This window comes from Actinoplanes siamensis (assembly GCF_016862395.1).
GTDB classification, from domain to species: domain Bacteria; phylum Actinomycetota; class Actinomycetes; order Mycobacteriales; family Micromonosporaceae; genus Actinoplanes; species Actinoplanes siamensis.
Window position 1 is genome coordinate 35,998 of the sequence record NZ_BOMW01000009.1, and the last position, 21,383, is coordinate 57,380.

General features: G+C 73.1%; 24 protein-coding genes. 17 read left to right on the forward strand and 7 right to left on the reverse strand.

The window, feature by feature from the left end; all coding sequences use genetic code 11:
• Positions 1 to 33 precede the first annotated feature (33 nt).
• On the reverse strand, positions 34 to 405 hold the full coding sequence (locus Asi03nite_RS37650; RefSeq protein WP_239102374.1) for a hypothetical protein: 372 nt from the start codon (positions 403 to 405) through the stop codon (positions 34 to 36).
• A 251-nt stretch (positions 406 to 656) separates the two neighbouring features.
• Here Asi03nite_RS37650 and Asi03nite_RS37655 point away from each other — a divergent pair, with 251 nt between their 5' ends.
• Entirely contained in the window at positions 657 to 902 is a 246-nt protein-coding gene (locus Asi03nite_RS37655; protein ID WP_239102375.1) for a diguanylate cyclase domain-containing protein, read from the forward strand.
• 64 nt (positions 903 to 966) lie between these two features.
• On the opposite strand, the gene Asi03nite_RS04400 is transcribed toward Asi03nite_RS37655, so the two are convergent.
• Positions 967 to 1,776, reverse strand: coding sequence for a PhzF family phenazine biosynthesis protein (locus Asi03nite_RS04400; RefSeq protein ID WP_203677101.1), 810 nt, complete (start codon positions 1,774 to 1,776; stop codon positions 967 to 969).
• A gap of 112 nt (positions 1,777 to 1,888) precedes the next feature.
• Here Asi03nite_RS04400 and Asi03nite_RS04405 point away from each other — a divergent pair, with 112 nt between their 5' ends.
• From Asi03nite_RS04405 to Asi03nite_RS04455, 11 genes are all read left to right on the forward strand, one after another.
• Positions 1,889 to 3,313 (forward strand): sigma 54-interacting transcriptional regulator, encoded by a 1,425-nt coding sequence (locus Asi03nite_RS04405; protein ID WP_203677102.1) that lies wholly within the window; start codon positions 1,889 to 1,891, stop codon positions 3,311 to 3,313.
• A 2-nt stretch (positions 3,314 to 3,315) separates the two neighbouring features.
• Positions 3,316 to 5,268 carry a vWA domain-containing protein gene (locus Asi03nite_RS04410; protein ID WP_203677103.1) on the forward strand — a complete coding sequence of 651 codons (1,953 nt, stop codon included), beginning with the start codon at positions 3,316 to 3,318 and terminating at the stop codon, positions 5,266 to 5,268.
• A 322-nt stretch (positions 5,269 to 5,590) separates the two neighbouring features.
• The gene (gene clsA, locus Asi03nite_RS04415; RefSeq protein ID WP_203677104.1) at positions 5,591 to 6,214 is read left to right on the forward strand and encodes a cardiolipin synthase ClsA; all 624 of its coding nucleotides are present in this window, start codon (positions 5,591 to 5,593) and stop codon (positions 6,212 to 6,214) included.
• Positions 6,211 to 7,179, forward strand: a complete 969-nt coding sequence (locus Asi03nite_RS04420; RefSeq protein ID WP_203677105.1) for a DUF881 domain-containing protein — start codon at positions 6,211 to 6,213, stop codon at positions 7,177 to 7,179. The genes clsA and Asi03nite_RS04420 overlap by 4 nt, the downstream gene beginning before the upstream one ends.
• A complete protein-coding gene (locus Asi03nite_RS04425; RefSeq protein WP_203677106.1) occupies positions 7,176 to 7,508 on the forward strand; it encodes a small basic family protein in 333 nt (110 codons plus the stop codon). The genes Asi03nite_RS04420 and Asi03nite_RS04425 overlap by 4 nt, the downstream gene beginning before the upstream one ends.
• Positions 7,509 to 7,535: 27 nt before the next feature.
• Positions 7,536 to 8,609: a DUF881 domain-containing protein gene (locus Asi03nite_RS37660; RefSeq protein WP_239102376.1), complete on the forward strand. Its 1,074-nt coding sequence runs from the start codon at positions 7,536 to 7,538 to the stop codon at positions 8,607 to 8,609.
• 14 nt (positions 8,610 to 8,623) lie between these two features.
• Entirely contained in the window at positions 8,624 to 9,004 is a 381-nt protein-coding gene (gcvH, locus tag Asi03nite_RS04435; protein WP_203677107.1) for a glycine cleavage system protein GcvH, read from the forward strand.
• A 219-nt stretch (positions 9,005 to 9,223) separates the two neighbouring features.
• Positions 9,224 to 9,676 carry an oxoglutarate dehydrogenase inhibitor Odhl gene (gene odhI, locus Asi03nite_RS04440; RefSeq protein ID WP_203677108.1) on the forward strand — a complete coding sequence of 151 codons (453 nt, stop codon included), beginning with the start codon at positions 9,224 to 9,226 and terminating at the stop codon, positions 9,674 to 9,676.
• A 68-nt stretch (positions 9,677 to 9,744) separates the two neighbouring features.
• Entirely contained in the window at positions 9,745 to 10,413 is a 669-nt protein-coding gene (gene ftsR / locus Asi03nite_RS04445; protein ID WP_239102377.1) for a transcriptional regulator FtsR, read from the forward strand.
• Positions 10,414 to 10,538: 125 nt separating this feature from the next.
• Entirely contained in the window at positions 10,539 to 11,003 is a 465-nt protein-coding gene (locus Asi03nite_RS04450) for a bifunctional nuclease family protein (RefSeq protein WP_203677110.1), read from the forward strand.
• A 172-nt stretch (positions 11,004 to 11,175) separates the two neighbouring features.
• Positions 11,176 to 11,724, forward strand: a complete 549-nt coding sequence (locus tag Asi03nite_RS04455; protein WP_203677111.1) for a MerR family transcriptional regulator — start codon at positions 11,176 to 11,178, stop codon at positions 11,722 to 11,724.
• A 170-nt stretch (positions 11,725 to 11,894) separates the two neighbouring features.
• On the opposite strand, the gene Asi03nite_RS04460 is transcribed toward Asi03nite_RS04455, so the two are convergent.
• Together Asi03nite_RS04460 and Asi03nite_RS04465 are read right to left on the reverse strand one after the other, a co-directional pair.
• On the reverse strand, positions 11,895 to 14,543 hold the full coding sequence (locus Asi03nite_RS04460; RefSeq protein WP_203677112.1) for a tetratricopeptide repeat protein: 2,649 nt from the start codon (positions 14,541 to 14,543) through the stop codon (positions 11,895 to 11,897).
• A gap of 313 nt (positions 14,544 to 14,856) precedes the next feature.
• Entirely contained in the window at positions 14,857 to 15,432 is a 576-nt protein-coding gene (locus Asi03nite_RS04465; protein WP_203677113.1) for a TetR/AcrR family transcriptional regulator, read from the reverse strand.
• Between the two features lie 85 nt (positions 15,433 to 15,517).
• Between Asi03nite_RS04465 and Asi03nite_RS04470 the strand changes: the two genes are divergently transcribed.
• Positions 15,518 to 15,889 carry a DUF4267 domain-containing protein gene (locus Asi03nite_RS04470; RefSeq protein WP_203677114.1) on the forward strand — a complete coding sequence of 124 codons (372 nt, stop codon included), beginning with the start codon at positions 15,518 to 15,520 and terminating at the stop codon, positions 15,887 to 15,889.
• Between the two features lie 231 nt (positions 15,890 to 16,120).
• On the opposite strand, the gene Asi03nite_RS04475 is transcribed toward Asi03nite_RS04470, so the two are convergent.
• The gene (locus Asi03nite_RS04475) at positions 16,121 to 17,320 is read right to left on the reverse strand and encodes an MFS transporter (protein ID WP_203677115.1); all 1,200 of its coding nucleotides are present in this window, start codon (positions 17,318 to 17,320) and stop codon (positions 16,121 to 16,123) included.
• An 87-nt stretch (positions 17,321 to 17,407) separates the two neighbouring features.
• Here Asi03nite_RS04475 and Asi03nite_RS04480 point away from each other — a divergent pair, with 87 nt between their 5' ends.
• From Asi03nite_RS04480 to Asi03nite_RS04495, 4 genes are all read left to right on the forward strand, one after another.
• Positions 17,408 to 17,839 carry a MarR family winged helix-turn-helix transcriptional regulator gene (locus Asi03nite_RS04480; RefSeq protein WP_203677116.1) on the forward strand — a complete coding sequence of 144 codons (432 nt, stop codon included), beginning with the start codon at positions 17,408 to 17,410 and terminating at the stop codon, positions 17,837 to 17,839.
• A 528-nt stretch (positions 17,840 to 18,367) separates the two neighbouring features.
• Positions 18,368 to 18,913, forward strand: a complete 546-nt coding sequence (locus Asi03nite_RS04485; protein WP_239102378.1) for a GtrA family protein — start codon at positions 18,368 to 18,370, stop codon at positions 18,911 to 18,913.
• Positions 18,914 to 19,191: 278 nt separating this feature from the next.
• The gene (locus Asi03nite_RS04490) at positions 19,192 to 19,461 is read left to right on the forward strand and encodes a hypothetical protein (protein WP_203677117.1); all 270 of its coding nucleotides are present in this window, start codon (positions 19,192 to 19,194) and stop codon (positions 19,459 to 19,461) included.
• An 80-nt stretch (positions 19,462 to 19,541) separates the two neighbouring features.
• Positions 19,542 to 20,213 carry an FKBP-type peptidyl-prolyl cis-trans isomerase gene (locus tag Asi03nite_RS04495; RefSeq protein ID WP_239102379.1) on the forward strand — a complete coding sequence of 224 codons (672 nt, stop codon included), beginning with the start codon at positions 19,542 to 19,544 and terminating at the stop codon, positions 20,211 to 20,213.
• Between the two features lie 16 nt (positions 20,214 to 20,229).
• Here Asi03nite_RS04495 and Asi03nite_RS04500 read toward each other — a convergent pair whose 3' ends face one another.
• Together Asi03nite_RS04500 and Asi03nite_RS04505 are read right to left on the reverse strand one after the other, a co-directional pair.
• Positions 20,230 to 20,445 (reverse strand): DUF2795 domain-containing protein, encoded by a 216-nt coding sequence (locus Asi03nite_RS04500; RefSeq protein ID WP_203677119.1) that lies wholly within the window; start codon positions 20,443 to 20,445, stop codon positions 20,230 to 20,232.
• A gap of 30 nt (positions 20,446 to 20,475) precedes the next feature.
• The gene (locus tag Asi03nite_RS04505; RefSeq protein ID WP_203677120.1) at positions 20,476 to 21,279 is read right to left on the reverse strand and encodes a hypothetical protein; all 804 of its coding nucleotides are present in this window, start codon (positions 21,277 to 21,279) and stop codon (positions 20,476 to 20,478) included.
• Between the last annotated feature and the right edge of the window lie 104 nt (positions 21,280 to 21,383).

Here is a 21,383-nt window from a genome sequence, read left to right on the forward strand (position 1 = left end):
CGGAAAGCTTCATGGCGGGCAGTCACCAGTCGATCACCGTTGCGTGATGAGGCTGGAGGGCGCGCAGAAATCGGGTGCGGTGCTGCGCCGTGACCCGGCGACTCTCACCGCCATCGCCGGGAATGTCCAGTCCACCTGCTTCGCCATCGGCCTCGGGCTGATCATCGTGGCCATGCTGATCCACCCGCTCCCGGGCCGCACCGGCCGGGAGTCGCTGGCGTTCTGGCTGGACTCGGCCACGGTGATGGTCGGCGGGGTGGTGGTGGCCTGGTGCTTCGCGGTCAGCCCCGGCCACCAGGACGCGGGCTCCAACCTGATCGCCACCCTGGCGGCCGGCGCGGTCGTGCTGACCTCGGCGTTCGCCGCGGTGAAGATGATCCTCAGCGGGAACGCGCCGATGCACAAGGCGTCCGCGGTCCCGATGATCGTCGCGGCCGTGGTGAACGCGATCGGCCTGTTCGTCGCCCCGCACGGAGGGAACGGCGAATTGCCGGCCTACGTCTACGTGATCCGCCTGCTGCCCTCGCTGCTGATCGCGATGGGGCCGCGGGCCCAGGAGATCATCGCCCGCTTCGACGAGACCGCGTTCGGCGCGAGGCGCCGCAAACCCTACAGCCTGCTGCCGTACGGATCGATCCTGGTGGTCTTCGTGACCAGTGCTGCTGCGCGACTGCGCGGAGCAGACCGCGCGGCGGATCCTGCGGTCGATGGCCGAGCCGATCGAGGTGGGCGGGGTCGCGGTGCGGGCCGGGGCCAGCATCGGCATCGCCTGCGCCGAGGAGCGCGACGACGTGCGGACCCTGCTGCACGACGCGGACATGGCCATGTACGCCTCCAAGCACCAGGGCAAGGGCACCTGGAACCGCTACCGCGACGGCATGGCGCTCAGCGACAGCGGCTGAGCCGCCGGCTGTCCGGGCGGGTCACTCGTCGCGGGACGGCCCGGACAGCCGGTCGGCGCCGTCCCTAGGCGATCGGCACGGCCCGGCCGCTGACCCGGACGCCGGGCTCGCCGGCCACCAGGCGGACCGTGATCCGGCTCGGGCGGCCCAGGTCGTCGCCCTGTCGCAGGTGCAGCGTGGCGTCCTCGCCGGCCAGGCCCAGCTCGCGCAGGTAGCCGCCGAGGGCGGCGGCCGCGGCGCCGGTGGCCGGGTCCTCGTAGACGCCACCGACCGGGAACGGGTCCCGGACGTCGAACGTGTCCGGGCCGTCGCGGTGGACCAGTTGCACGGTGGTCCACTCCCGCTCGGTCATCAGAGCCCGTAACGCCGGCACGTCGTAGTCCAGGTCCGCCAGGCGCTCACGGCTGGTCACGGCCAGGATCGGGTGGTACGCCCCGGCGTACGCCACCCGGGGCGGCAGCTCCGGGTCGAGATCGCCGGCGGACCAGCGCAACGCGCCGAGCAGCGTCCCCAGGTCGGCGCCGGACAGCGCGGCGACCGTCGGCGGAACGCTGGTGAGGGTGGCCGTCCCGGTGGTGTCGACGGTCACCGCGACCTCGCCGGCGTTCGTCACGAACAGGTGCTCGCCCGGGCCCAGCGCCACCGCCGTCGCGACCGTCGCGTGCCCGCAGAACGGCACCTCGGCGAGCGGGCTGAAATACCGCACCCGGTACCGGTCACCGGTCCGTTCGGTGACGAACGCGGTCTCCGAGTAGCCCAGCTCAGCCGCGATCTCCAGCATGCCGGCGTCGTCCAGGGCGGAGGCGTCGAGAACCACCCCGGCCGGGTTGCCGCCGGACGGGGAATCGGTGAATGCCGCGTACCTCTCAATCATGGAACGAAGCTTGCCGCGCGCCGCCGCGGCGGGCAAAAGCCAATCCCGCGCCGCTGGCCGCGTGCGCGATCACAGTCGCCGGTTGTCACCTGTGCGGAGTAGCGTTCCTGCGGTGACAGAGGGTCCTACCGCGATCATCTCCGAACCCCCCGCCGATCTGCCGCGCACTCTGGGCGAGCTGCGTGCCACCGGGCACGAGTTCCGCACCGTCAAGGAGGAGCTGCGCGACAACCTGCTCCGCCTGCTGGGCTCGGGCGAGCCGCGCTTCCCCGGCATCGTCGGCTACGACGACACCGTGCTGCCCGAGGTCGAGCGGGCCCTGCTCGCCGGCCACGACATGGTCCTGCTCGGGGAGCGGGGCCAGGGCAAGACCCGCCTGATCCGGGCCCTGGCCGGGCTCCTGGACGAGTGGACGCCCTACATCACCGGCTCCGAGCTGCACGAACATCCCTACCACCCGCTCACCCCGGCGAGCCGCCGGCTGGCCGCCGAGACCGGCGACCTGCTGCCGATCTCCTGGCTGCACCGCTCGCAGCGGTACGGCGAGAAGCTCGCCACCCCGGACACCAGCGTCGGCGACCTGATCGGCGACGTCGACCCGATCAAGGTGGCCGAGGGCCGCGCCCTGGGCGACCCGGAGACCATCCACTTCGGCCTGGTGCCGCGCACCAACCGGGGCATCTTCGCCGTCAACGAGCTGCCCGACCTCGCCGAGCGCATCCAGGTGTCGCTGCTCAACGTGCTGGAGGAGCGCGACATCCAGGTCCGTGGCTACCAGCTGCGCCTGCCGCTGGACCTGCTGCTGGTCGCGTCGGCCAACCCGGAGGACTACACCAACCGGGGCCGCATCATCACCCCGCTCAAGGACCGGTTCGGCGCCGAGATCCGCACCCACTACCCGGTCGACCTGGAGCTGGAGACCGCCCTGATCCGCCAGGAGGCGGCGCTGGTGGCGGCCGTTCCGGAGCACCTCGTCGACGTGCTCGCGCGGTACACGCGGGCGGTCCGCGAGTCGTCGTCGGTGGACTCCCGCTCGGGCGTCTCGGCGCGGTTCTCGATCGCCGCGGCCGAGACCGTGGCGGCGTCCGCGCTGCGCCGGGCCGGGCTGCGCGGCGAGCCGGAGGCGGTGGCGCGGATCTGCGACACCGTCTCGGTCACCTCCACGCTGCGCGGCAAGGTGGAGTTCGAGAGCGGGGAGGAGGGCCGGGAGACCGAGATCCTGGCGCACCTGCTGCGGGTGGCCACCGCCGAGACGTTCCGGGCCCGGCTGGCCGGGCTCGACCTCTCCGGGTTCACCGACCTGGTCGCCGAGGGCGCGATCATCCAGACCGGCGACCTGGTCAGCGCCGAGGAACTGCTCGCCCAGATCGGCACGGTGCCGGGGCTGGCCAAGGTGCTCGACCGGCTCGGGCTCGGGGACGCGCCGAGCCCCGGGCAGGCCGCCTCGGGCATCGAGTTCGTCCTGGAGGGCCTGCATCTGACCCGGCGGCTGGCGAAGGAGCTCACCGACGACGGCCGCACCCTCTACGGGAGCTGACGATGGCACGCAATGTTTTCCGCTACGGGGCGTGGCGGGACGGGCCTGACCCGCTCGCTCCGCCCTACGACGTGCGCGCCGCCGTCGACGAGATGGGCGAGCGGGTCATGCAGGGCGACAGCCTGCGTGACGCGTTGCGTGACCTGATCCGGCGGGGACCGCGGGACGGGCGCGGGCTCGACGCGCTGCGGGACCGGGCGCGCCGGATGCGGCGGGACGCGCTGCGCCGGGGCAACCTGGACGGCGCGGTCACCCGGGCCCGGCAGATGCTCGACCAGGCGCTGGCCACCGAGCGGGACACGCTGCGGGCTCGCGACGACGTGGACGCCCGGTTCAACGAGGCGGTGCTGGACAACCTGCCGCGGTCCACCTCGCAGGCCATTGCCGAGTTGTCCGAATACCGGTGGGCCTCGCCCGAGGCTCGCGACATCTACCAGCAGATCCTCGACGGCTTGCGGCGCGAGGTCGTCGAGCAGCGCTTCGCGGGCATGCGCGACGCGCTGCGGGACGGGGATCTCTCCGCCGTCTCCGAGATGGTGGGTGAGCTCAACGACCTGCTGGCCAAGCAGGCCCGGGGCGAGGACACCGACGATGCGTTCCGGGAGTTCATGGCCAGGCACGGCCAGTTCTTCCCGGACCACCCGCGCAACATCGACGAGCTGATCGACTCGCTGGCCCGTCAGGCCGCCGCGGCCGAGCGGCTGATGCGGTCGCTGAGCCCGCAGCAGCGCGAGGAACTGCAGAGCCTGATGGACCAGGCGCTCGGCGACGGCCCGCTGCGCGGGCAGCTCGCCGAGCTGACCGACAACCTCAAGGCGTTGCGGCCCGGGATGAACTGGGGCCGGGGCGAGCGGATGCGCGGCGGTGAGGACCTCGGCTACGGCGACGCCGCCGCGGCCCTCGGCGAGATCGGTGATCTGGACGAGCTGATCGACCAGCTCGGCCAGGAGCATCCCGGGGCGACCCTGGACGACGTCGACGTCGACGCGGTGGAGCGCCAGCTCGGCCGGTCCGCCGCCGACGACCTGCGCCGGCTGCGTGAGCTGGAGCGGGAGCTGCGCCGGCAGGGCTGGGTGCAGCGCGACGGCGACGGGCTCACCCTGTCGCCGAAGGCGCTGCGCCGGCTCGGCCGCACCGCGCTGTCGAAGATCTTCCAGGACGTCGCGGGCCGGCGCGGCGAGCACGACATGCGCGACGCGGGCGCGGCCGGCGACCTGATCGGCTCCTCCCGGCGCTGGGAGTTCGGCGACGACCAGCCGCTCGACGTGGTCCGCACGATCGGCAACGCGGTCCGCCGCCGCGCCGCCGCGCGGGGCACCGCCACCCTCCCGGTGCGGCTGGACCCGGAGGACTTCGAGGTCGCCGAGACGGAGCGGCGCAGCTCCGCGGTGGTGGCGCTGTGCGTCGACCTGTCGTACTCGATGTTCGCCGACGGCCGCTGGGGGCCGATGAAGCAGACCGCCCTGGCCCTGTCGCACCTGGTCGCGACGAAGTACCCGCAGGACGCCCTGCAGATCATCGGCTTCGGGAAGTACGCGGTGTCGCTGTCGGAGGGTGAACTGGCCGCGGTCGAGCCGACCATGGAGAAGGGCACGAATCTGCAGCACGCCCTGAAACTGGCCGGCCGGCATCTGCGGCGGCACCCCGGCTCCGAGCCGGTGGTGCTGGTGGTCACCGACGGTGAGCCGACGGCGCATCTGGAGGACGGCGGCGAGGCGATGTTCTGGTGGCCGCCGCTGCCGGAGACGGTCCGGGCCACCGTCGGCGAGGTCGACCTGCTCACCCGGTACGGCGCCACGATGAACGTGTTCATGCTCGGCGACGACCCCGGGCTGCAGCGGTTCATGGACGCGGTGGCCCGGCGCAACGGCGGCCGGGTGTTCAGCCCGGACGCCGCGGAACTGGGGCGTTACGTGATCGACGACTACGTGCGGGCGCGGCGCGGGCGACGGTGAGAACACGTCACCCGCGCCGCGTCCCGGACGGCGCGACGCCGTACCGCCCCCGGTAGGCGGCGGAGAGAAGACCCAGGTGGCGAACCCGTCGGTACGCCACCTGGGTCAGCGCTTGGAGGTCTCCAGCACGTCGCGGCGGGTCCGGCGGCGGGGCGAGACCTAGCCTCCTAGGATGCCCTAGGGGGTGTGGTAAGCGTGACTGCCCGGCGGCGCCCGGTAGACAGGTGGTTATAGTGCTCGGCGAGCGGGGTCGGGCACACCAGCCCGGACACGAGTGCCGCAGCGGGGGCTCAACGGCACAGGGGGAGAGGTAACCGTGGCGATGTCGCAGCGGCCTGCGCCGTCGATCGAGACCTCCAACCGGATCTTCACGATCCCCAACGTGATCAGCTTCATCCGGCTGCTCGGGGTCCCGCTCTTCCTCTACCTGCTGCTCGGCCCGCACCACGATGTGGCCGCGGTGATCGTGCTGGCGGTCGGCGGCACCACCGACTGGGTGGACGGCTACGTGGCCCGCCGGATGAACTCGGTGTCGCGGCTCGGCGAGCTGCTCGACCCGTTCGCCGACCGGCTCTATATCCTGGCGACGCTGATCGGCTTCACCGTGCGCGACGTCGTGCCCTGGTGGCTGACCGGCGCGCTGCTGCTGCGCGAGGCGGTCCTCGGGGTGGCGCTGCTGGTGCTGCGCAGGCACGGCTACGGCCCGCCGCCGGTGCACTACGTCGGCAAGACCGGCACGTTCGTGCTGCTCGCCGCGTTCCCGGTGATCCTGCTGGCGAGCGCGGTGCCGTCGGTCGACGGCTGGGCGCAGCCGGTCGGCTGGGGGCTGGCCTGGTGGGCGCTCGGCTTGTACTGGGCGGCCGGCGTGCTCTACCTCGCCCAGGCCGCGCGGCTGCTGCGCGCCGACCGGGCCGGTCCGGGCGCGCCTCGGACGGTCGTGCCGTGAGCACTGCGGCGACTCCCGGACAGCGGCCGCCGGACCCGGACGGCACGGCCGCGGGCAAGCGGACCTACGGCCCGGACTTCCTCACCGCGCTCTTCCAGAACCCGCTGGACCCGGGGTACGCCGACGCGGCCGCCCGCCGCGCCGAGGGCCACCTGCGCACCGGCAACCGGAGACTGGCTACCCGGGGCCTGGCCACGCTCACGCTTGTCGCGATCGGCTTCCTGCTGGTGATCGGGTACCAGCAGACGGTCGAGGACGAGCCGGGCCGCACGCAGGCCAAGGACACGCTCGTCAAGCAGGTGGAGAGCCGCCGGGAGCAGACCGAGCAGCTGCAGGCGAAGGCGGATGTGCTCGCCGATCAGGTCGCCAGGCTGCGCGAGCGGGAACTGGGCGGCGCCGCCGTGGCCGGGATCGGCAACCTGGAGGCGGCGACCGGGCTGGCCCCGGTGCACGGTTCGGGCGCGCGGGTCCGGCTGGCCGACGGTCCCACGTCGGTGGACGCGGTGACCGGCGAGCGCAGCACGGTGGGCCAGGTGAAGGACACCGACCTGCAGCTCGCGGCGAACGCGCTGTGGGCGGCCGGGGCCGAGGCGATCACGATCAACGGGCAGCGGCTGACCGCGACGTCGACGATCCGGCAGGCCGGGGAGGCGATCCTGGTCGACACCCGGCCGGTGACCACGCCGTACGAGGTGGTCGCGCTGGGCCCGGACGATCTCGCCACCGGTTTCCGGGACGGGTACGCCGGCAAGTTCTTCCAGACGCTCGCGCAGAGTTACGGCATGTCGTTCGAGGCGGTCAAGGTCCGCAACGTCACGCTGGCCGCGGCGCCGGAGCTGAAGCTGCGGTCCGCGTCGCCGAGCACCCCTGCGCCCGCACCGTCGGGCGCCCCGTCCGTGGCCGGAACCGGCGCGCCCGCGGGCTCGCCGTCGCCGGCCGGCTCACCGTCGGAAGGCGGCCGATGATCGCCGTACTCGCTCTGATCGCCGGTGTCCTGCTGGGCATCGTCTTCCATCCCTCGGTGCCGCCGGAGCTCGTGCCGTACCTGCCGATCGCGGTGATCGCGGCGCTGGACGCGGTGTTCGGCGGGCTGCGCGCGAAGCTGGACGGCATCTTCGACGACAAGCAGTTCGTGGTCTCGTTCATCTCGAACGTGCTGGTGTCCGGCCTGATCGTGTACGTCGGCGACCAGCTCGGGGTGGGCGGTCAGCTCTCCATCGGCGTCGTGGTCGTGCTCGGGGTGCGGATCTTCGGTAACGTCGCGGCGATTCGCCGGCATCTTTTCCGGGCGTAGTGGGCCGGGAGACAACGTGGGGACTCGATGACCGATCGCGACGACAACGGCCGCGACCAGACGCCGCCGGATCTCGGCCTGCCCACGGCGGGGCGGAAACCGCCGGCCGCCGACGTATCCGAATCGATCGGCGGCGATCCGGTGGCGGATCGTCCGCGTCTCGACCCGCAGGCGCCCGCGCCCGCCGCGCCGGCCGGCGGCGATCCTGCGGCGGACCGTGCGCGCCTCGACGGGCCGGCGCCCGTCGCGCCGGCCGGCGGCGATGGAGCCGATCCGGCGGCCACCCGGGAGAGTGAGCCGGACGCCGGGGAGACATCGCCCACGTCACCCGTTACGTCGATGCCCGAAACGCCCGGGTCTGCCAACCCGGAACGTGATCTTGATCGCGGCGGGGCGAAGCCCGGACGGGGCGGCCTGAAGCGGCCGGCGCCGGCCGGCACGCTGATCTGGGTGCTGCTGGCGCTGCTCGGGTTCACCCTGGTGGTGCAGCTGCGCAGCAACGACGCGGACAGCGGGCTGTCCACCATGCGCCAGGAGGACCTGGTGCAGATCCTGAGCGACCTGGAGGCCCGGGACAGCCGCCTGAACACCGACATCGAGGCGCTGGAGCGCAACCGGCAGCAGCTGACCTCGGGCGTCCAGGGGCGCGAGGCGGCCCTGGAGGAGGCGAACAAGCGCAGTCAGGAGCTGGGGCTGCTGGCCGGCACGATCCCCGGTCGGGGCCCGGGCCTGGAGATCGTGATGGACCGGGTGAAGGCGTCCGACGTGTTGAACACGGTGCAGGAGCTGCGCGGCTCCGGCGGCGAGGTGATGCAGATCAGCGGGGCGAACGGGGCTTCCGTGCGGATCGTCGCGTCCACCTACTTCGTCGATGCGACAGGTGGGGGCATCATCGCCGACGGTGGCCGCCTGGCCGGGCCGTTCCGCCTGCTCGTGATCGGTTCTCCGGAGACGATGAGAACGGCGCTGCAGATCCCGGGCGGGGTGGTGGCGTCGGTGAAGAGCGACGGCGGTAGCGTGACCATGGACTCGGCGGCCATGGTCGAGGTGACCGCGGTGCGCAAGGCGACTGCCCTGCAGTACGCACGTCCGGTTTCGTGACTACGGAGGAAGTGTTGATTCCTGAGGATCTGCGGTACACCGCGGAGCACGAGTGGGTCGCCGGTGACGGCAGCGGCCCCGTGCGGGTGGGGATCACCCACTTCGCGCAGGACGCGCTCGGTGACATCGTCTACGTCCAGCTGCCCGAGGAGGGCACCGCGCTCGCCGCCGGCGACTCGATGGGCGAGGTGGAGTCGACCAAGAGCGTGTCGGAGATCTACGCGCCGATCGCCGGCACCGTGGTGGCCCGCAACGACACGCTGGGCGACGAGCCGGAGCTGATCAACGCCGAGCCGTACGCGGCGGGCTGGCTGGTCGAGATCGCGCCGGCCGACCCGGCGGCTCTGGCGGGTCTCCTGGACGCCGCGGCGTACCAGGCGCTCACCGAGAGCTGAGCCGCATCGACCCGGATCTTCCGGCTTGCCCGCGAGTCTGGTTGCCCTGCCATATTTGGGCTGACTAGGCTCGCGGGGCACATGTAGAACTGTTATTCCTTTGAAACCGTCCTGCCCAAACCAACATAGTCGTGCGTCGGGCCTTGATGGCCTCGGCGAGGTCGCACCATCGGACCTGGCCGGTCGAGGCGACGACCAACTGATCCGTGAGGTGGTCCGATGACGCGCCCAGACGACGAGTTCCCCCCACTCGACGTCACGTCCACGCTGAACCTTGGCGCCCTTGACGAGGTGCTCGAGGGGCCCGAGACAGACGTGGTGCCCAGCCGCGTGTCCGGCTCTCTGCCGCCCGGCATGGCGCTGCTGGTGGTCCGGCGTGGCCCGAACGCCGGTGCCCGGTTCCTGCTCGATCACGACGTGACGACCAGTGGGCGGCACCCGGACAGTGACATCTTCCTGGACGACGTGACGGTTTCCCGCCGCCACGCCGAGTTCCACCGTGACGGGGGCGTGTTCACCGTTCGCGACGTGGGCTCGCTCAACGGCACGTACGTGAACCGCGAGCGGGTCGAGGCGGCGACGCTGAGCAACGGCGACGAGGTCCAGATCGGCAAGTTCCGTCTGGTGTTCATCGCCGGCCCGCGGCCGGAGGGCGAGGGCGGCCGGGCGTGAACCCGTCGGGGGCGGCCGCACGGGACCCGGGGGCGTCGCGTCCCCAGGGCGGACGCGACGGTGCGCTGATGAGCATCGGGGAGGTGCTGGCCCAGCTGCGCACCGAGTTCCCCGACACCACGATCTCGAAGTTGCGGTTCCTGGAGGCGGAGGGTCTGGTCGACCCGCAACGCACCGCCTCCGGGTACCGCAAGTACTCCTGGAACGACGTGGCCCGGCTGCGTTTCGTGCTGACCGCCCAGCGCGATCAGTACCTCCCCCTGCGGGTGATCCGGGAGCAGCTGGACCGGATGGAGCAGGAACCGGTGGTGCCGCAGCGCCCGACGCTGGTCGCGGTCGGCACCCAGCGCGCCGCCGATCCGGCCGACGCCCGGATCCCGAAGGACGAACTGGTCGAGCGGACCGGGATCGATGAGGCGCTGCTGGCCGAGCTGGAGCAGATCGGCCTGGTGGTGGCACGTCCGCCCGGCTGGTACGACCCCGACGCAGTGATCATCGTCGAAGCCGTGGTGGGTCTCACCCAGTTCGGTCTGGAGGTGCGTCACCTGCGCGCTTTCAAGAACGCGGCGGACCGGGAGGTGGGACTGTTCACGCAGTTGCTCGCTCCGCTGGTGCGCCAGCAGGACCCGGCGGCCCGGGCGCGGGCCGGCGACACCGCCCGTGAGCTGCAGGCACTCTCGCAGCGGCTGCACGCGGCGCTGGTGCGCACCGGACTGCGCGGCGAATTGGGTCGCTGACCGCGTTCCGGCCTACCCTGTGCGGGGTATCCCGCGCGGCGCAGATCAGGTCCGCGTGCGTGTACCGTGCAGGGTAAGGGGCGGCCGTGCGGGGGCGGCGACAACGACGAACACGGAGGCGGGCGGTGCGCGAGCTGAGCGTGGTCGGGGTCCGGGTGGAGCTGCCCAGCAACCAGCCGATCGTGTTGCTGCGGGAGAACGACGGGGACCGGTACCTGCCGATCTGGATCGGTGCGGTGGAGGCGACCGCGATCGCCTACGAGCAGCAGGGCGTGAAGCCGGCCCGGCCGTTGACCCACGATCTCCTGCGCGACATTCTGGCGGCGGTGCAGCAGCCGCTGAAGGCGGTGGAGATCACCGAGCTGAAGGACAACGTCTTCTACGCGGATCTGCTGATCGGCGACAACCTGCGGGTGTCCGCGCGGCCGAGCGACTCGATCGCGCTGGCGCTGCGGGTGGGCGCGCCGATCCGGTGCGCCGACCAGGTGCTCACCGAGGCCGGCATCGTGATCCCGGATGAGCAGGAAGACGAAGTGGAGAAGTTCCGGGAGTTCCTGGACCAGGTGCGGCCCGAGGATTTTGCGGGCTAAAACCCCCGGACGCGCCGGAGAGTAACGGCATATCGGCGTGTCGCTCGTCCGAACGCGGCGTGTCGTGCGGTTACCTCCATCTTTCACCCGTGACTGAGATATACGCTCGTGAAGTCCAGGTGAACCGGCACCGCCCAGATTCGTTGATGACGGGCAGCGGGGAGGTAGTCGCGTGCACGAGCAGCCTCTTGAAGGCCCACTCGTCGGCGAGGACGGCTCGGTCGGCTATCGCGGAGTGACGGCTTGCCAGGCGGTCGGCATCAGCTACCGCCAACTCGACTACTGGGCGCGCACCACGCTGGTGGTGCCGAGCGTGCGGGACGCCTCCGGCTCCGGCACGTCGCGCCTCTACTCGTTCCGTGACCTGGTCGTCCTGAAGGTGGTCAAGCGCCTGCTGGACGCCGGTGTCTCGCTGCAGAACATCCGGCGCGCGATCGACACGCTGCGCTCGCACGGCGTCGAGGACCTGGCCGGGATCACGTTGATCTCGGACGGCACGACGGTGTACGAGTGCCGCTCCCCGGAGGAGGTCGTCGATCTGCTCCAGGGCGGCCAGGGCGTGTTTGGCATCGCCATCGGCGGGGCGTTCAAGGAGATCCAGGGCTCGCTGTCGCATCTGCCCGCCGAACCGGCGGCGCCGCAGCCGGCCGGGGAGCGGCCCGAGGAGCCTGCGGCCGGTGACGAACTGGCGGCCCGGCGGGCCCGCCGCCGTGCCGGCTGATCCCGACCGGCACGGCGTGATCCCGGCCCGGTCGCGCCACGGCGGCGTACTCGGGAACGGCTCGTTTCGGGTTCGCTGAGCCGACCGTGGGGCCGGCTGGTGGGGAACGTGTGCGGATCCTGCCGGCTTCGGTTCCAACACCAGATCCCGGGGAGCGCTTCGCGCGTCCGTCACATCTCCTGGATCACCTTGTGCACGTGCAGAGACCATTCGAGATCGGCGGCGTACGCGTCCGGCTGCCGCTCCATCAGCCCGTGCCGGATCGTGAGCGCCTCGTCGATCGCGGCCTGCGCCTGCGCCCGCTCGCCGAGCACCACGTGCCGGACGGCGAGATCGGTCAGCGCGGTGGCCAGACCCGGCCAGAACATGTCCGGCCGCCTCGCCGTCAGCCCCCGGCGGATCGCCACCGCCTCCTCGGCCACGGCGCGGCTCTGCTCGTCCCGGTCGAGCAGGCCCAGAGTGATGCCGAGCACGCTCAGCGACGTGGCCAGCTCGGGCCCGGACTCGTCCGGCCATGCCGCGGCGAGCTGCCGGTAGAGGGTGACCGACTGCTCGATCGCGGTGAGCGCCTGCGGGTGCCGCTCCAGCGCGCCGAGCCCGAGGGCCAGGTTGCGCAGCGCCAGCGCCAGCTCGGGCAGGAACGTCTCCGGCTGCCGCCCGGCCAGCCGCCGGTAGATCTCGGTGGCCTCGGCGACCGCGGCCAGCGCCGGTTCCGGCTGGTCCAGCTCACCGAGGCGGACGGCCAGGCCGCTCAGCGAGCGGGCCAGGCCGGCCTCGTAGGTGGTGGCCTCCTGCGCGGCGAGCCGGCGGTGCAGCAGGACGGCTTCCTCGATCGCCGCCAACGCCGGGCCGTGGCGGCCGAGATCACCGAGCCGGACCGACAGGTTGTACAGCGCGGTGGCCAGCTCCGGCAACCGCCCGGTCCGCCGGTGCCGCTCGGCGATGCGCTGGGCGACCTCGGCCGCCGCGGGGCTGGACCGGGGCAGCCGCTCGCCGATTCGGGCCAGGCGTTCCGGCGGGACGTCCGGGCCGGCGGCGATCAGCCGCAGCGCGGCGATCAGCGGCTCCGGCTCGGCCACGCGGGTGACCGCGTCGAGCGCGGCGTCGGTGAGGTGCTCGGCGTGCCTGACACACAGGTCGGTCAGGGCGGCCGGCTGCCCGGCACGGGCACAGACCACGAGCAGACGGCGCAGCTGGCTTCGGTCGGCGACCGGGAGGAACGGCTCGGGCAGGGTGGGGGAGGCGGCCAGGCGGCGGCCGGCGAAACGCTCGGCGAGCCGGTCCGGCCGCGGGCCGTCCCAGAACCGGCCGTCCGGGCCGGGATAGAGCTCGGCCAGCCAGTCCAGGACCGGGCCCGGTTCGGCCAGGACGGCGCTCAGGAGGCGCGCGGCCTGGTCCCGGTCGGCCGCGCCGAACAGGATCATCACCGCCAGCAGGTCGTGCAGCTCCGATTCCGGCAGGTCCAGGCCCTGCCAGGCCGCGGTGAACGCCCAGTGGCGCTGCTCGTGGGCGAGCACCCGGTCCGGTGGCGTCTTGCGCCCGTCGGCTGCCGGGCCGGGCCACATCGCGTCCAGCAGATCGGCGAGGGCCTCGGTCTGCACGGTCAGCGCCTGCCCACCGGCGTCCCGCGCCGTCCCGGCGAGGCGCGCCGCGGTGCCCGGCCAGTCGTGCGTGGCGTACCCGGGGATCCGCGGCAGCGCCGCGCCCAGGTCGTGGACCGCCCGCCGGTACGCGTCCCGGCGGTCCGGCTCGTCGTCGTCCAGCGCCACCACCGGGGCGCCGCCCAGCAGCGGCTCGGACCGCAGCGTGGTGTCACGGGCCAGCAGCAGCACCCGCAGCGGCTGCCGGCCGTCGTGCCGCCCGCACGCCTCCAGCAGCGCCCGGACCTGCCCGGGACGGCTCTCGGCGTCGTCCACCACGATCAGCAGCGGCACCACCACGTCGCCGATCGGCCCGAGCGTCTCGCCGCCCACGTCCTCGCGTAGCCACAGCGTCGCCCAGCCGACAGCGGTCAGCCGCCGCACCAGCTCGTGGCCCACCCGGGACTTGCCCTGCCCGGCCGGACCGTGCAGCAGCATCGCCGCGAAGCCATTCCCGGAACACCAGGCGCCCAACTCGTCCATCAGCCGGTGCCGCCCGCGGAACCCGACGACCTGCGCCCCGGCCCGCAACAGCGCCGACGGCGAGCGCGGTCGGCCGGGGTCGCCCCGCTGCGCCCCGGCCAGTTCCACAGGCCACAGTCGCAACTGGTCGCGCCCGGCGGCGGCGAGGAAGTCCGGCTCCCGGCACAGCGCGCTGACCGGGACCGTCTCCAGCGCCCCGGCGTGGCCGCCGGTGACCACCCCGGTCAGCAGGCCGTGGCAGAAGACGGCGGCCCCCACCGCGCCGGCCGGCAACGGTCCGGTCTCCGCCGGCCCACCGCTCACCCGGAGCACGAACCGGTCCCCGGCGCCCGGATCCACCGAGCCGGCGACCTGCCACGCCTCGGCGGCCCACTGCGGCCGGTGGAATCCCCACGCCGCACCGGGCAGGCCGGGCCGGCTCGTCGCCACCCGCCCGAGAGCCGGGTCCGGCCCGCCGGCCCCGGCCCAGCCCGGATCGTCCACCCGGACCAGCGCGGCGTCGTCCGGCCCGCCCGGAGTCCCGCGCCAGGCGACGACGCCGTCGAAGGCCCGCCCGGACACCGCCGGGTAGACGGTGACCGCCGCACCGGCCTCCGGCACCGCGCGGGCCGAGGTCAGCACGAGCCGCCCGGCGATCAGAAACCCGGACCCCCGCAGGCCCGGCGCCTCCACGCCCACCACACGCCCCGCCCGCACGCCGTCAGCCCGCCCGCTGCCCGGCGGCGCGACCACGACCCAGCTCGATCTGCACCCGACCACCCTTGCACGCCGGCCGCGCGCCCGCACCGTCCTACCGGACGACCTTTCCCGGTACGACCCAGCGCGGCTCGGGTCGTCGGCGCACCAGAGGGCCGATCTGTGGCGTTCCGACGAATCGGGCATTGACGAAGCCGGGTGGCGTTCGAGGGGGCCGGCGGCATTGCGGCGATATCGGCGGACACGATCGGGCGGGTCGGTCGCGCCGGGACCCGGGCTCGCACCGCCCGGTGAACGGGCGCGGTCGACCCAACTAACCGCGGCTGAAGCGGTCGAGCAGCAGGGCCAGCCGGCGCTCCTGGGCCTCCCGGGGCAGCCGCCCGCCCCGGGTCAGCGTCGTCAGCCCGTGCAGGCTGGCCCAGAACAGCTCGGTGTACGTGTCCAGGTCGGCGTCGCCGGCCGAGGGCCGCACCGCCTCGCGCAGCTCGGCGAACCCGGCCCGCAGCGGCGCCGGGGTCTCCGGGCTGGCGAACGTCAGGTCGACGGCGCTGGTGAACATGGTCTCGTACAGGACCGGCCGGGTCTCGGCGAAACGCGTGTACGCGGCGGCCACCTCGGCCAGCGCGGTGTTCGCGTCGGCGGCGCCGGCCCGGGCCGCCCGCAGCGTGGCGGCCAGCTCGGCGAAGCCGTCGAGCGCCACGGCGGCCATGATGGCGTCCTTGCCCTTGAAGTGGCTGTAGAGCACCGGCTGGCTGTACTCGATCCGCTCGGCGAGCCGGCGGGTCGTGACGGCGTCCCAGCCCTCGGCCTCGGCCAGTTCCCGGGCGGCGTCGACGATCAACCGCTCCCGTTCCGCACGCTCGCGCTCGCGACGCTCCTGAATCGGCATGACAGAGATTCTAGCGCCACTAGGCGAGCTGTCGATGCTCTGCTAGTGTCGCTTCAAAACCTAGCGATGCTAGCGAGGAGTTCTCATGATCACCACACTGGCGTACGGCCTGGCCGTCGTGCTCAACCTCTTCATCGTCTTCATCGGCGCCCGGTTCCTGCTGGTACCGCAGGCATCCGCGGCGGGTTACGGTGTGCCGGCCACCGCCGGGCAGGGCGACGCCTACCTGTCGGTCAAGGGTGTCCGCGACATCGCGTACGGCCTGATCGGCCTGGCCCTGCTCGCCTTCGCCGGGGCGCGCCCGGAGGCGTGGTTCATGCTGGTGGTCGCCCTCGTGCCGGTGGGCGACACCGTGATCGTCCTGCGGCACGGCGGCACCCGGGCGGTCGCCTTCGGCGTCCACTTCGCCACGGCGGTCGTCGTGCTCATCGACGCCGCGCTGCTGTTCGCCGCCTGAACCGGACCGGCGGCAACCGCGGCGCGGCGGCGGAGCCGGCGAGGTGGATCAGCGGCGGGCGCACCGCGGCGCGGCGGCGGAGCCGGCGAGGTGATCCGTGGCCGAGCGCGGCGCGCCGCCGCCGCGGGAATTCTCCCGGGCCCTGCTGGAGGATCCGGATCGCGTTCCCGGACGGGTCGCGCGGGCCCAGGTCGGCGCCGTAGAGGTGGTCGGTCGGCTCCTGCGTGATACTCAGGCCAGGGGAGCCGTCTCGGCGCGGGCTTCTCGAGAGCTGACCGGTTCCGCGTACTCGCCGCCGCGCACCCGCGTCGCCAGCACGTAGACCAGCAGCGCCGCCACGGTGACCGCCGCGCCCGCCCACAGCGGCGAGGTGTAGCCGAGCCCCGCGGTGATGGTCAGCCCGCCCAGGTAGGCGCCGAAGGCGTTGCCGATGTTGAACGCGGCGATGTTCGCGCCCGAGGCCAGCGTCGGAGCCTGCCCGGCGTGCCGGAGAACGCGCATCTGCAGGCCCGGCACCGTGGCGAAGCCCAAGCCGCCCATCAGCAGCAGCCCGGCGACCGCGGCGACCTGGTTGCCCGCGGTCAGCGCGAATCCGGCGAGGATCACCGCGAGGCCGGTCAGCAGGACGACCAGGGTGCGCGGCAGGTTCCGGTCGGCGGCGCGGCCGCCGAGGATGTTGCCGGCGAACAGGCCGGCACCGAAGACGATCAGAAGCCACGGTACGGCGGCGGCGGTGAACCCGGATACTCCGGTCAGCGTGTACGCCAGGTAGCTGAACGCGCCGAACATTCCGCCGAAGCCGAGGATCGTCACCAGGATCGAGAGCCACACCTGCGCGCTGGTGAAGACACGGAACTCGCGGAGCGGGCCGGCGCCGGCGGCCGCGGGGGTGGCCGGCGTCAGGGCGGCGATCCCGGCGAAGGCCAGCACGCCGACCGCGGCGATGGCCCAGAACGTCGAACGCCAGCCGGCGGCCTGGCCGAGGAACGTCCCCAGGGGAACGCCGAGCACGTTGGCCACCGTCAGGCCGGTGAACATGGTGGAGATGGCCGCGGCCTTCTTCGCGGCCGGGACCAGGTCGGTGGCGACCACCGAGCCGATGCCGAAGAACGCGCCGTGGCACAGCGCCGCCAGGACGCGGCCCAGCAGCATCAGCGGATACGTCGGGGCGAGTGCCGAGAGCACGTTCCCGGCGATGAACAGAATCATCAGGGCGAGCAGCGCCCGGCGCCTGTCGATTCGGGTCAGGGCCGCTGTCAGCAGGATCGCGCCGACCGCGACAGCCAGGGCGTATCCGGAGATCAGGCCGCCGGCGACGGCCTCGGTGACGCGGAAGTCGGCGGCCACCTCGGGCAGCAGGCCGGCGATGACGAATTCGGTCAGGCCGATCCCGAAGCCGCCGATGGCCAGCGCGTACAGAGCGATGGGCACGGAATTTCCTCCAGCGTATGCAATATCAGGCGCAGACAATAGTTGCAGGCGCGCTATATCTGCGCAAGCCGGTGTAAGGTGAGCGACATGGGGATCGGGAACGACGCGGTGGAGATCCGCGCCCAGGGCTGGCGCCGGCTCGCCGCCCTGCACGGGCTGATCGAGACGGCGCTGGAGAGGGAGCTGCAGGCGGCCCACAAGCTGTCGGTGGTCGAGTTCACCGTGCTGGACGCCCTCAGCCGCCAGGACGGCTGGCACATGCGGATGCAGCAACTGGCCCGTGCCGCCGCGCTCTCCAGCAGCGCGACCACCCGGCTGGTCACCCGCCTGGAGGACCGCGGGCTGCTCACCCGCATCCTCTGCGCCGACGACCGCCGTGGTATCTACACCGAGCTCACCCCAGCCGGCCAGCAGCTGCTCGGCCAGGCCCGGCCGATCCACGACCGGGTGCTGGAGGAATCGCTCGCCGAGGCCCAGCGGATCCCCGAGCTGGAGACCCTGGTCGTGGCGCTGACCTGACGGAACGGGCCGCCGCCGGACAGGAACCGCACATTCGTCGGGGCGCCGGAGTACGGAAACGTCCGCAGCGAGCTGACCGCGAAGGAACCGCACATTCGTCGGGGCGCCGGACCCGCCGAGCCGGAAACGCGAGCCGTGACCGCCGGTATCCTCCGGGGGTCAGATGCGGCCGTAGCGCCTGGTGCCGTCCGGGTCGCGGCGGGCGATCCCGGCCAGCTCGTCGGCCATCATCACGCGCAGGGCCACCGAGGCGGACGGGCCGAAGGGGTCGAACCGCGGCGGGTCGCCCTGCCTGCCGGACGCCTCCCACGCCAGCCAGGCCTGCTCCGTACCATCGGATCGGGTTCTCCGGAATTCCGCCTATGTCCAGGTCCCAGAGCTCGCGGTGCAGCCGCTCGGCGCCGTCGTGCATGCCGGGGTCGGCGAAGGCGATCCGCAGCGCGCCGTAACCACCCATCGAACTGCCCAGCAGCGAGATGTCGCCGGCGCGTTGTGCGGGGGCCGCTGCCAGCGAATAAACTCCGCCGGATGCGGCTGAAGCGGTTATGGCGGAGACATCACGAGGCGGCCAAGTTCCTCGTCGTCGGCGGGATCTGCTTCCTCGCCACCACCGCGGTGAATTACCTGCTCAAGCTCACCGTGCTGCGCGACAAGCCGGTCACCGCGCTGGCCTTCGCCACGGTGCTCGCCACCATCCTGTCGTACGTGCTGAACCGCGAGTGGTCGTTCCGCACCCGGGGCGGCCGGGAACAGCATCACGAGGCGGCGCTGTTCTTCGCGGTCAGCGCGATCGGCATCGGTCTCAACCTGATCCCGCTCGCGGTGTCCCGCTATGTTCTGGACCTGCGCGTGCCGGACGTGGGCCGGCCGGCCCAGGAGATCGCCGACTTCGTCAGCGGCATCGTGCTGGGCACGCTGGTGGCGATGGTGTTCCGGCTGTGGGCCGTCAAGCGCTTCGTGTTCCCGCATGCGGACGCCCGGGCGGCCCGTTCCCGGCCGGGTGCCGGCCCCCGGTTGCGGAGCAAGCTGCTCCGTCACGAACCACGACCCTCGGTACGCGACCGCCGCGGGTGACCAACGCCCGTCCGCGCCGGCTTCCGGCAGACGGGAAAGCAAGTGACCCGCCCGCGGTGACCACCATGAGAGCCGGCGTCGCTCGCCGGGCTGGGGCTCAGCGTCGCCGCCGGCGGCTTTTGACCACCATGAGGACCAGCCTCGCTCGCCGGGCTGGGGCTGAGGGTGGTCGTCGGCGGCTCGTTCGCCGGGGAGTCCTTCCGGGGGTGCTGCGGGACCAGTCCGACTTCGATCGGCTGAGCCGGTGCATTTCCGCCGTCCCCGGGTACCTCCCCGGCATGAGCCATGCACAGAACGATCCCGACCGGGCACGGGGCCTGATCAGTGACGCGCAGGGCGAGTTCGTCCAGCAGCAGCCCGGCGGCCCGTTCGATCCCCGCGCCTTCCGCTCCGGCGCGACGGCCGGGCCCGCCACCGAGGCCACCGAAGCGGCCGAGGCCGGCGAGGCCACCGAGGCCCACCCGGCCGGCGCACCGCCGATGGCCGGAGATCGCATGACCCCGCCCGGCCGGGAGATCGACAAGGCCAGGCCGGCGGGGGCGCGGTAGAGGAGGCCGCCCGGGACGCGGTCGGGTTTGCCGGCTGTCCGGCTGCCACCGGAGGGCGCCGAGTGTCGTATCGTCGGACGGTGCCCGATTCCGTAACAAGCCGCACCAGGGGCGGCGGGCAGCCGCTCAAGACCAAGGCCGAGAAGCGGGCCGAGGCCAAGGCCGCCAAGGCCCGCGCCCGGGCGATCCGCAAGCGCCGCCGGGTGCTGGCCGTGGCCGGCGCCGCGGTGGTCGTGCTGGCGCTCCTCGTCGGGCTGATCGTCTGGGTCGGCGATGCGTCGCAGTCGGGCCCGCCCGCCCGGAGCGCGAGCACGGATGCCGGCGCCACCCCCGGCACGCCCGCGCCGAGCGCCGCGTTCCCGCCGCTGCCGGCGGGCGCCGATCCCGCGCTGGGCAGGAAGCCGTCCGCCGCCGCGGGCAGCGGCGCCGTCACGAAGCTCAGGGCGACGACCCTGATCGAGGGCACGGGCGCGACGGTCCAGTCGGGCCAGACCATCGACGTGAACTATGTCGGCGTGACCTACGCCGACGGCAAGGAGTTCGACTCGTCCTGGAGCCGCTCCGAGCCGTTCAGCTTCCGGATCGGGGCCGGCAACGTCATCCCGGGCTGGGACCGCGGGCTGATCGGGGTGAAGGTGGGCAGCCGCGTCCAGCTCGACATCCCCGCCGACCTGGCGTACGGGGAGAAGCCGAGCGATGGGCGACCGGCCGGCGCGCTGCGGTTCGTCGTCGACGTCCTGTCCGCGTCCTGACCGCGCCGTCGGCCGGTCAATCCGGCAGCTCCTCCGGCCGCAGGTCGACGGAGCTGCGGATCTCGGACATGTTCCGGTAGGCCGCCAGCGGCATGCCGCGCAGGGCCCGGACCGCCGGTGAGTCCTCCTGGGCGCCGTGTCCGGTGGCATGCCGCACGATGGCGTCCTTGTCCGCCGGGAAGTCGAGGTCTTCCAGCAGTTCCCGTACTTCGGCGAAGGTGTCCGCGCTCATGCCGGGCCGGGTAGCCGCGGGCCGGGATCCCTACCGTCCCGGGGCCGGCGGGACGGGACCGATGCCGCAGGCGGTGATGCCGTGTTCGAGCAGGATGCGGTGGCTGCGGGCGACCGCGCGGCGGCTGCCGACCGCGATCGGGTAACCGCCGACCCGGCCGGCATGCAGCATCAGCAGCACGGCGTGGGCCAGGGCGATGCCGGGCAGGGCGGACCAGACAGCTGTCACCGCGGAGTCCAGCGAGTGGGCGCGGTCGGCGCCCAGGTAGACCGCGGCGGCGGGGGAGCGGTCCAGGCGGTGCGGGGCCGGCGGCGGAGGATCGGCCGACTGCACGGCAGGCCACAGGGAGTCCACCAGAGCGGGCAGGTCCTCGTCCCGGCGGAAGTCCCGGCCGGCCGGGCGCGGCAGGTCGGCGGCGGGCTCGTCGCAGCTGAACGGGCCGGCGCAGGCCGGGCAGCGGCCGAGCAGGTGGGTCGCCTGGCGGGCCAGTTCGCCGCGGCGCTCGGCGGTGTGCACCAGGTTGGCGAACGGGCCGTTCGCGTACCGGGCGCGCATCACGCGTTTGACCCGGCGCGCCGCCTCGAACGCGTCCGGGCCGTGCAGCAGCAGCACCTCGGACGGCCCGGCGCACAGGTAGCGGTCCAGGAACGCCTGCATCAGCACGTGTGTGCCGTCCCGGTACTCCGGCCACAGCAATCGCACGTCGGCCGGGGTCAGCCGGAGACGATGGCGGCACGCCACCGTCAAGCCCTCGGCCACGGCGGCGGCCTCGACGGCGGCGGTCCGTCCCGTACCCAGGCAATCGGGTTTCAGAAGAACGAACGAGCGTGCCACACCCGAACCCCTCATCCCGACGCCGCCTGATCGGCAATCCTACGGTCCGCCGGTGTCCCGCCCGCCTGCGCCGCCGGCGTCCGGGAGTGCCGAGTAGAGTCTTC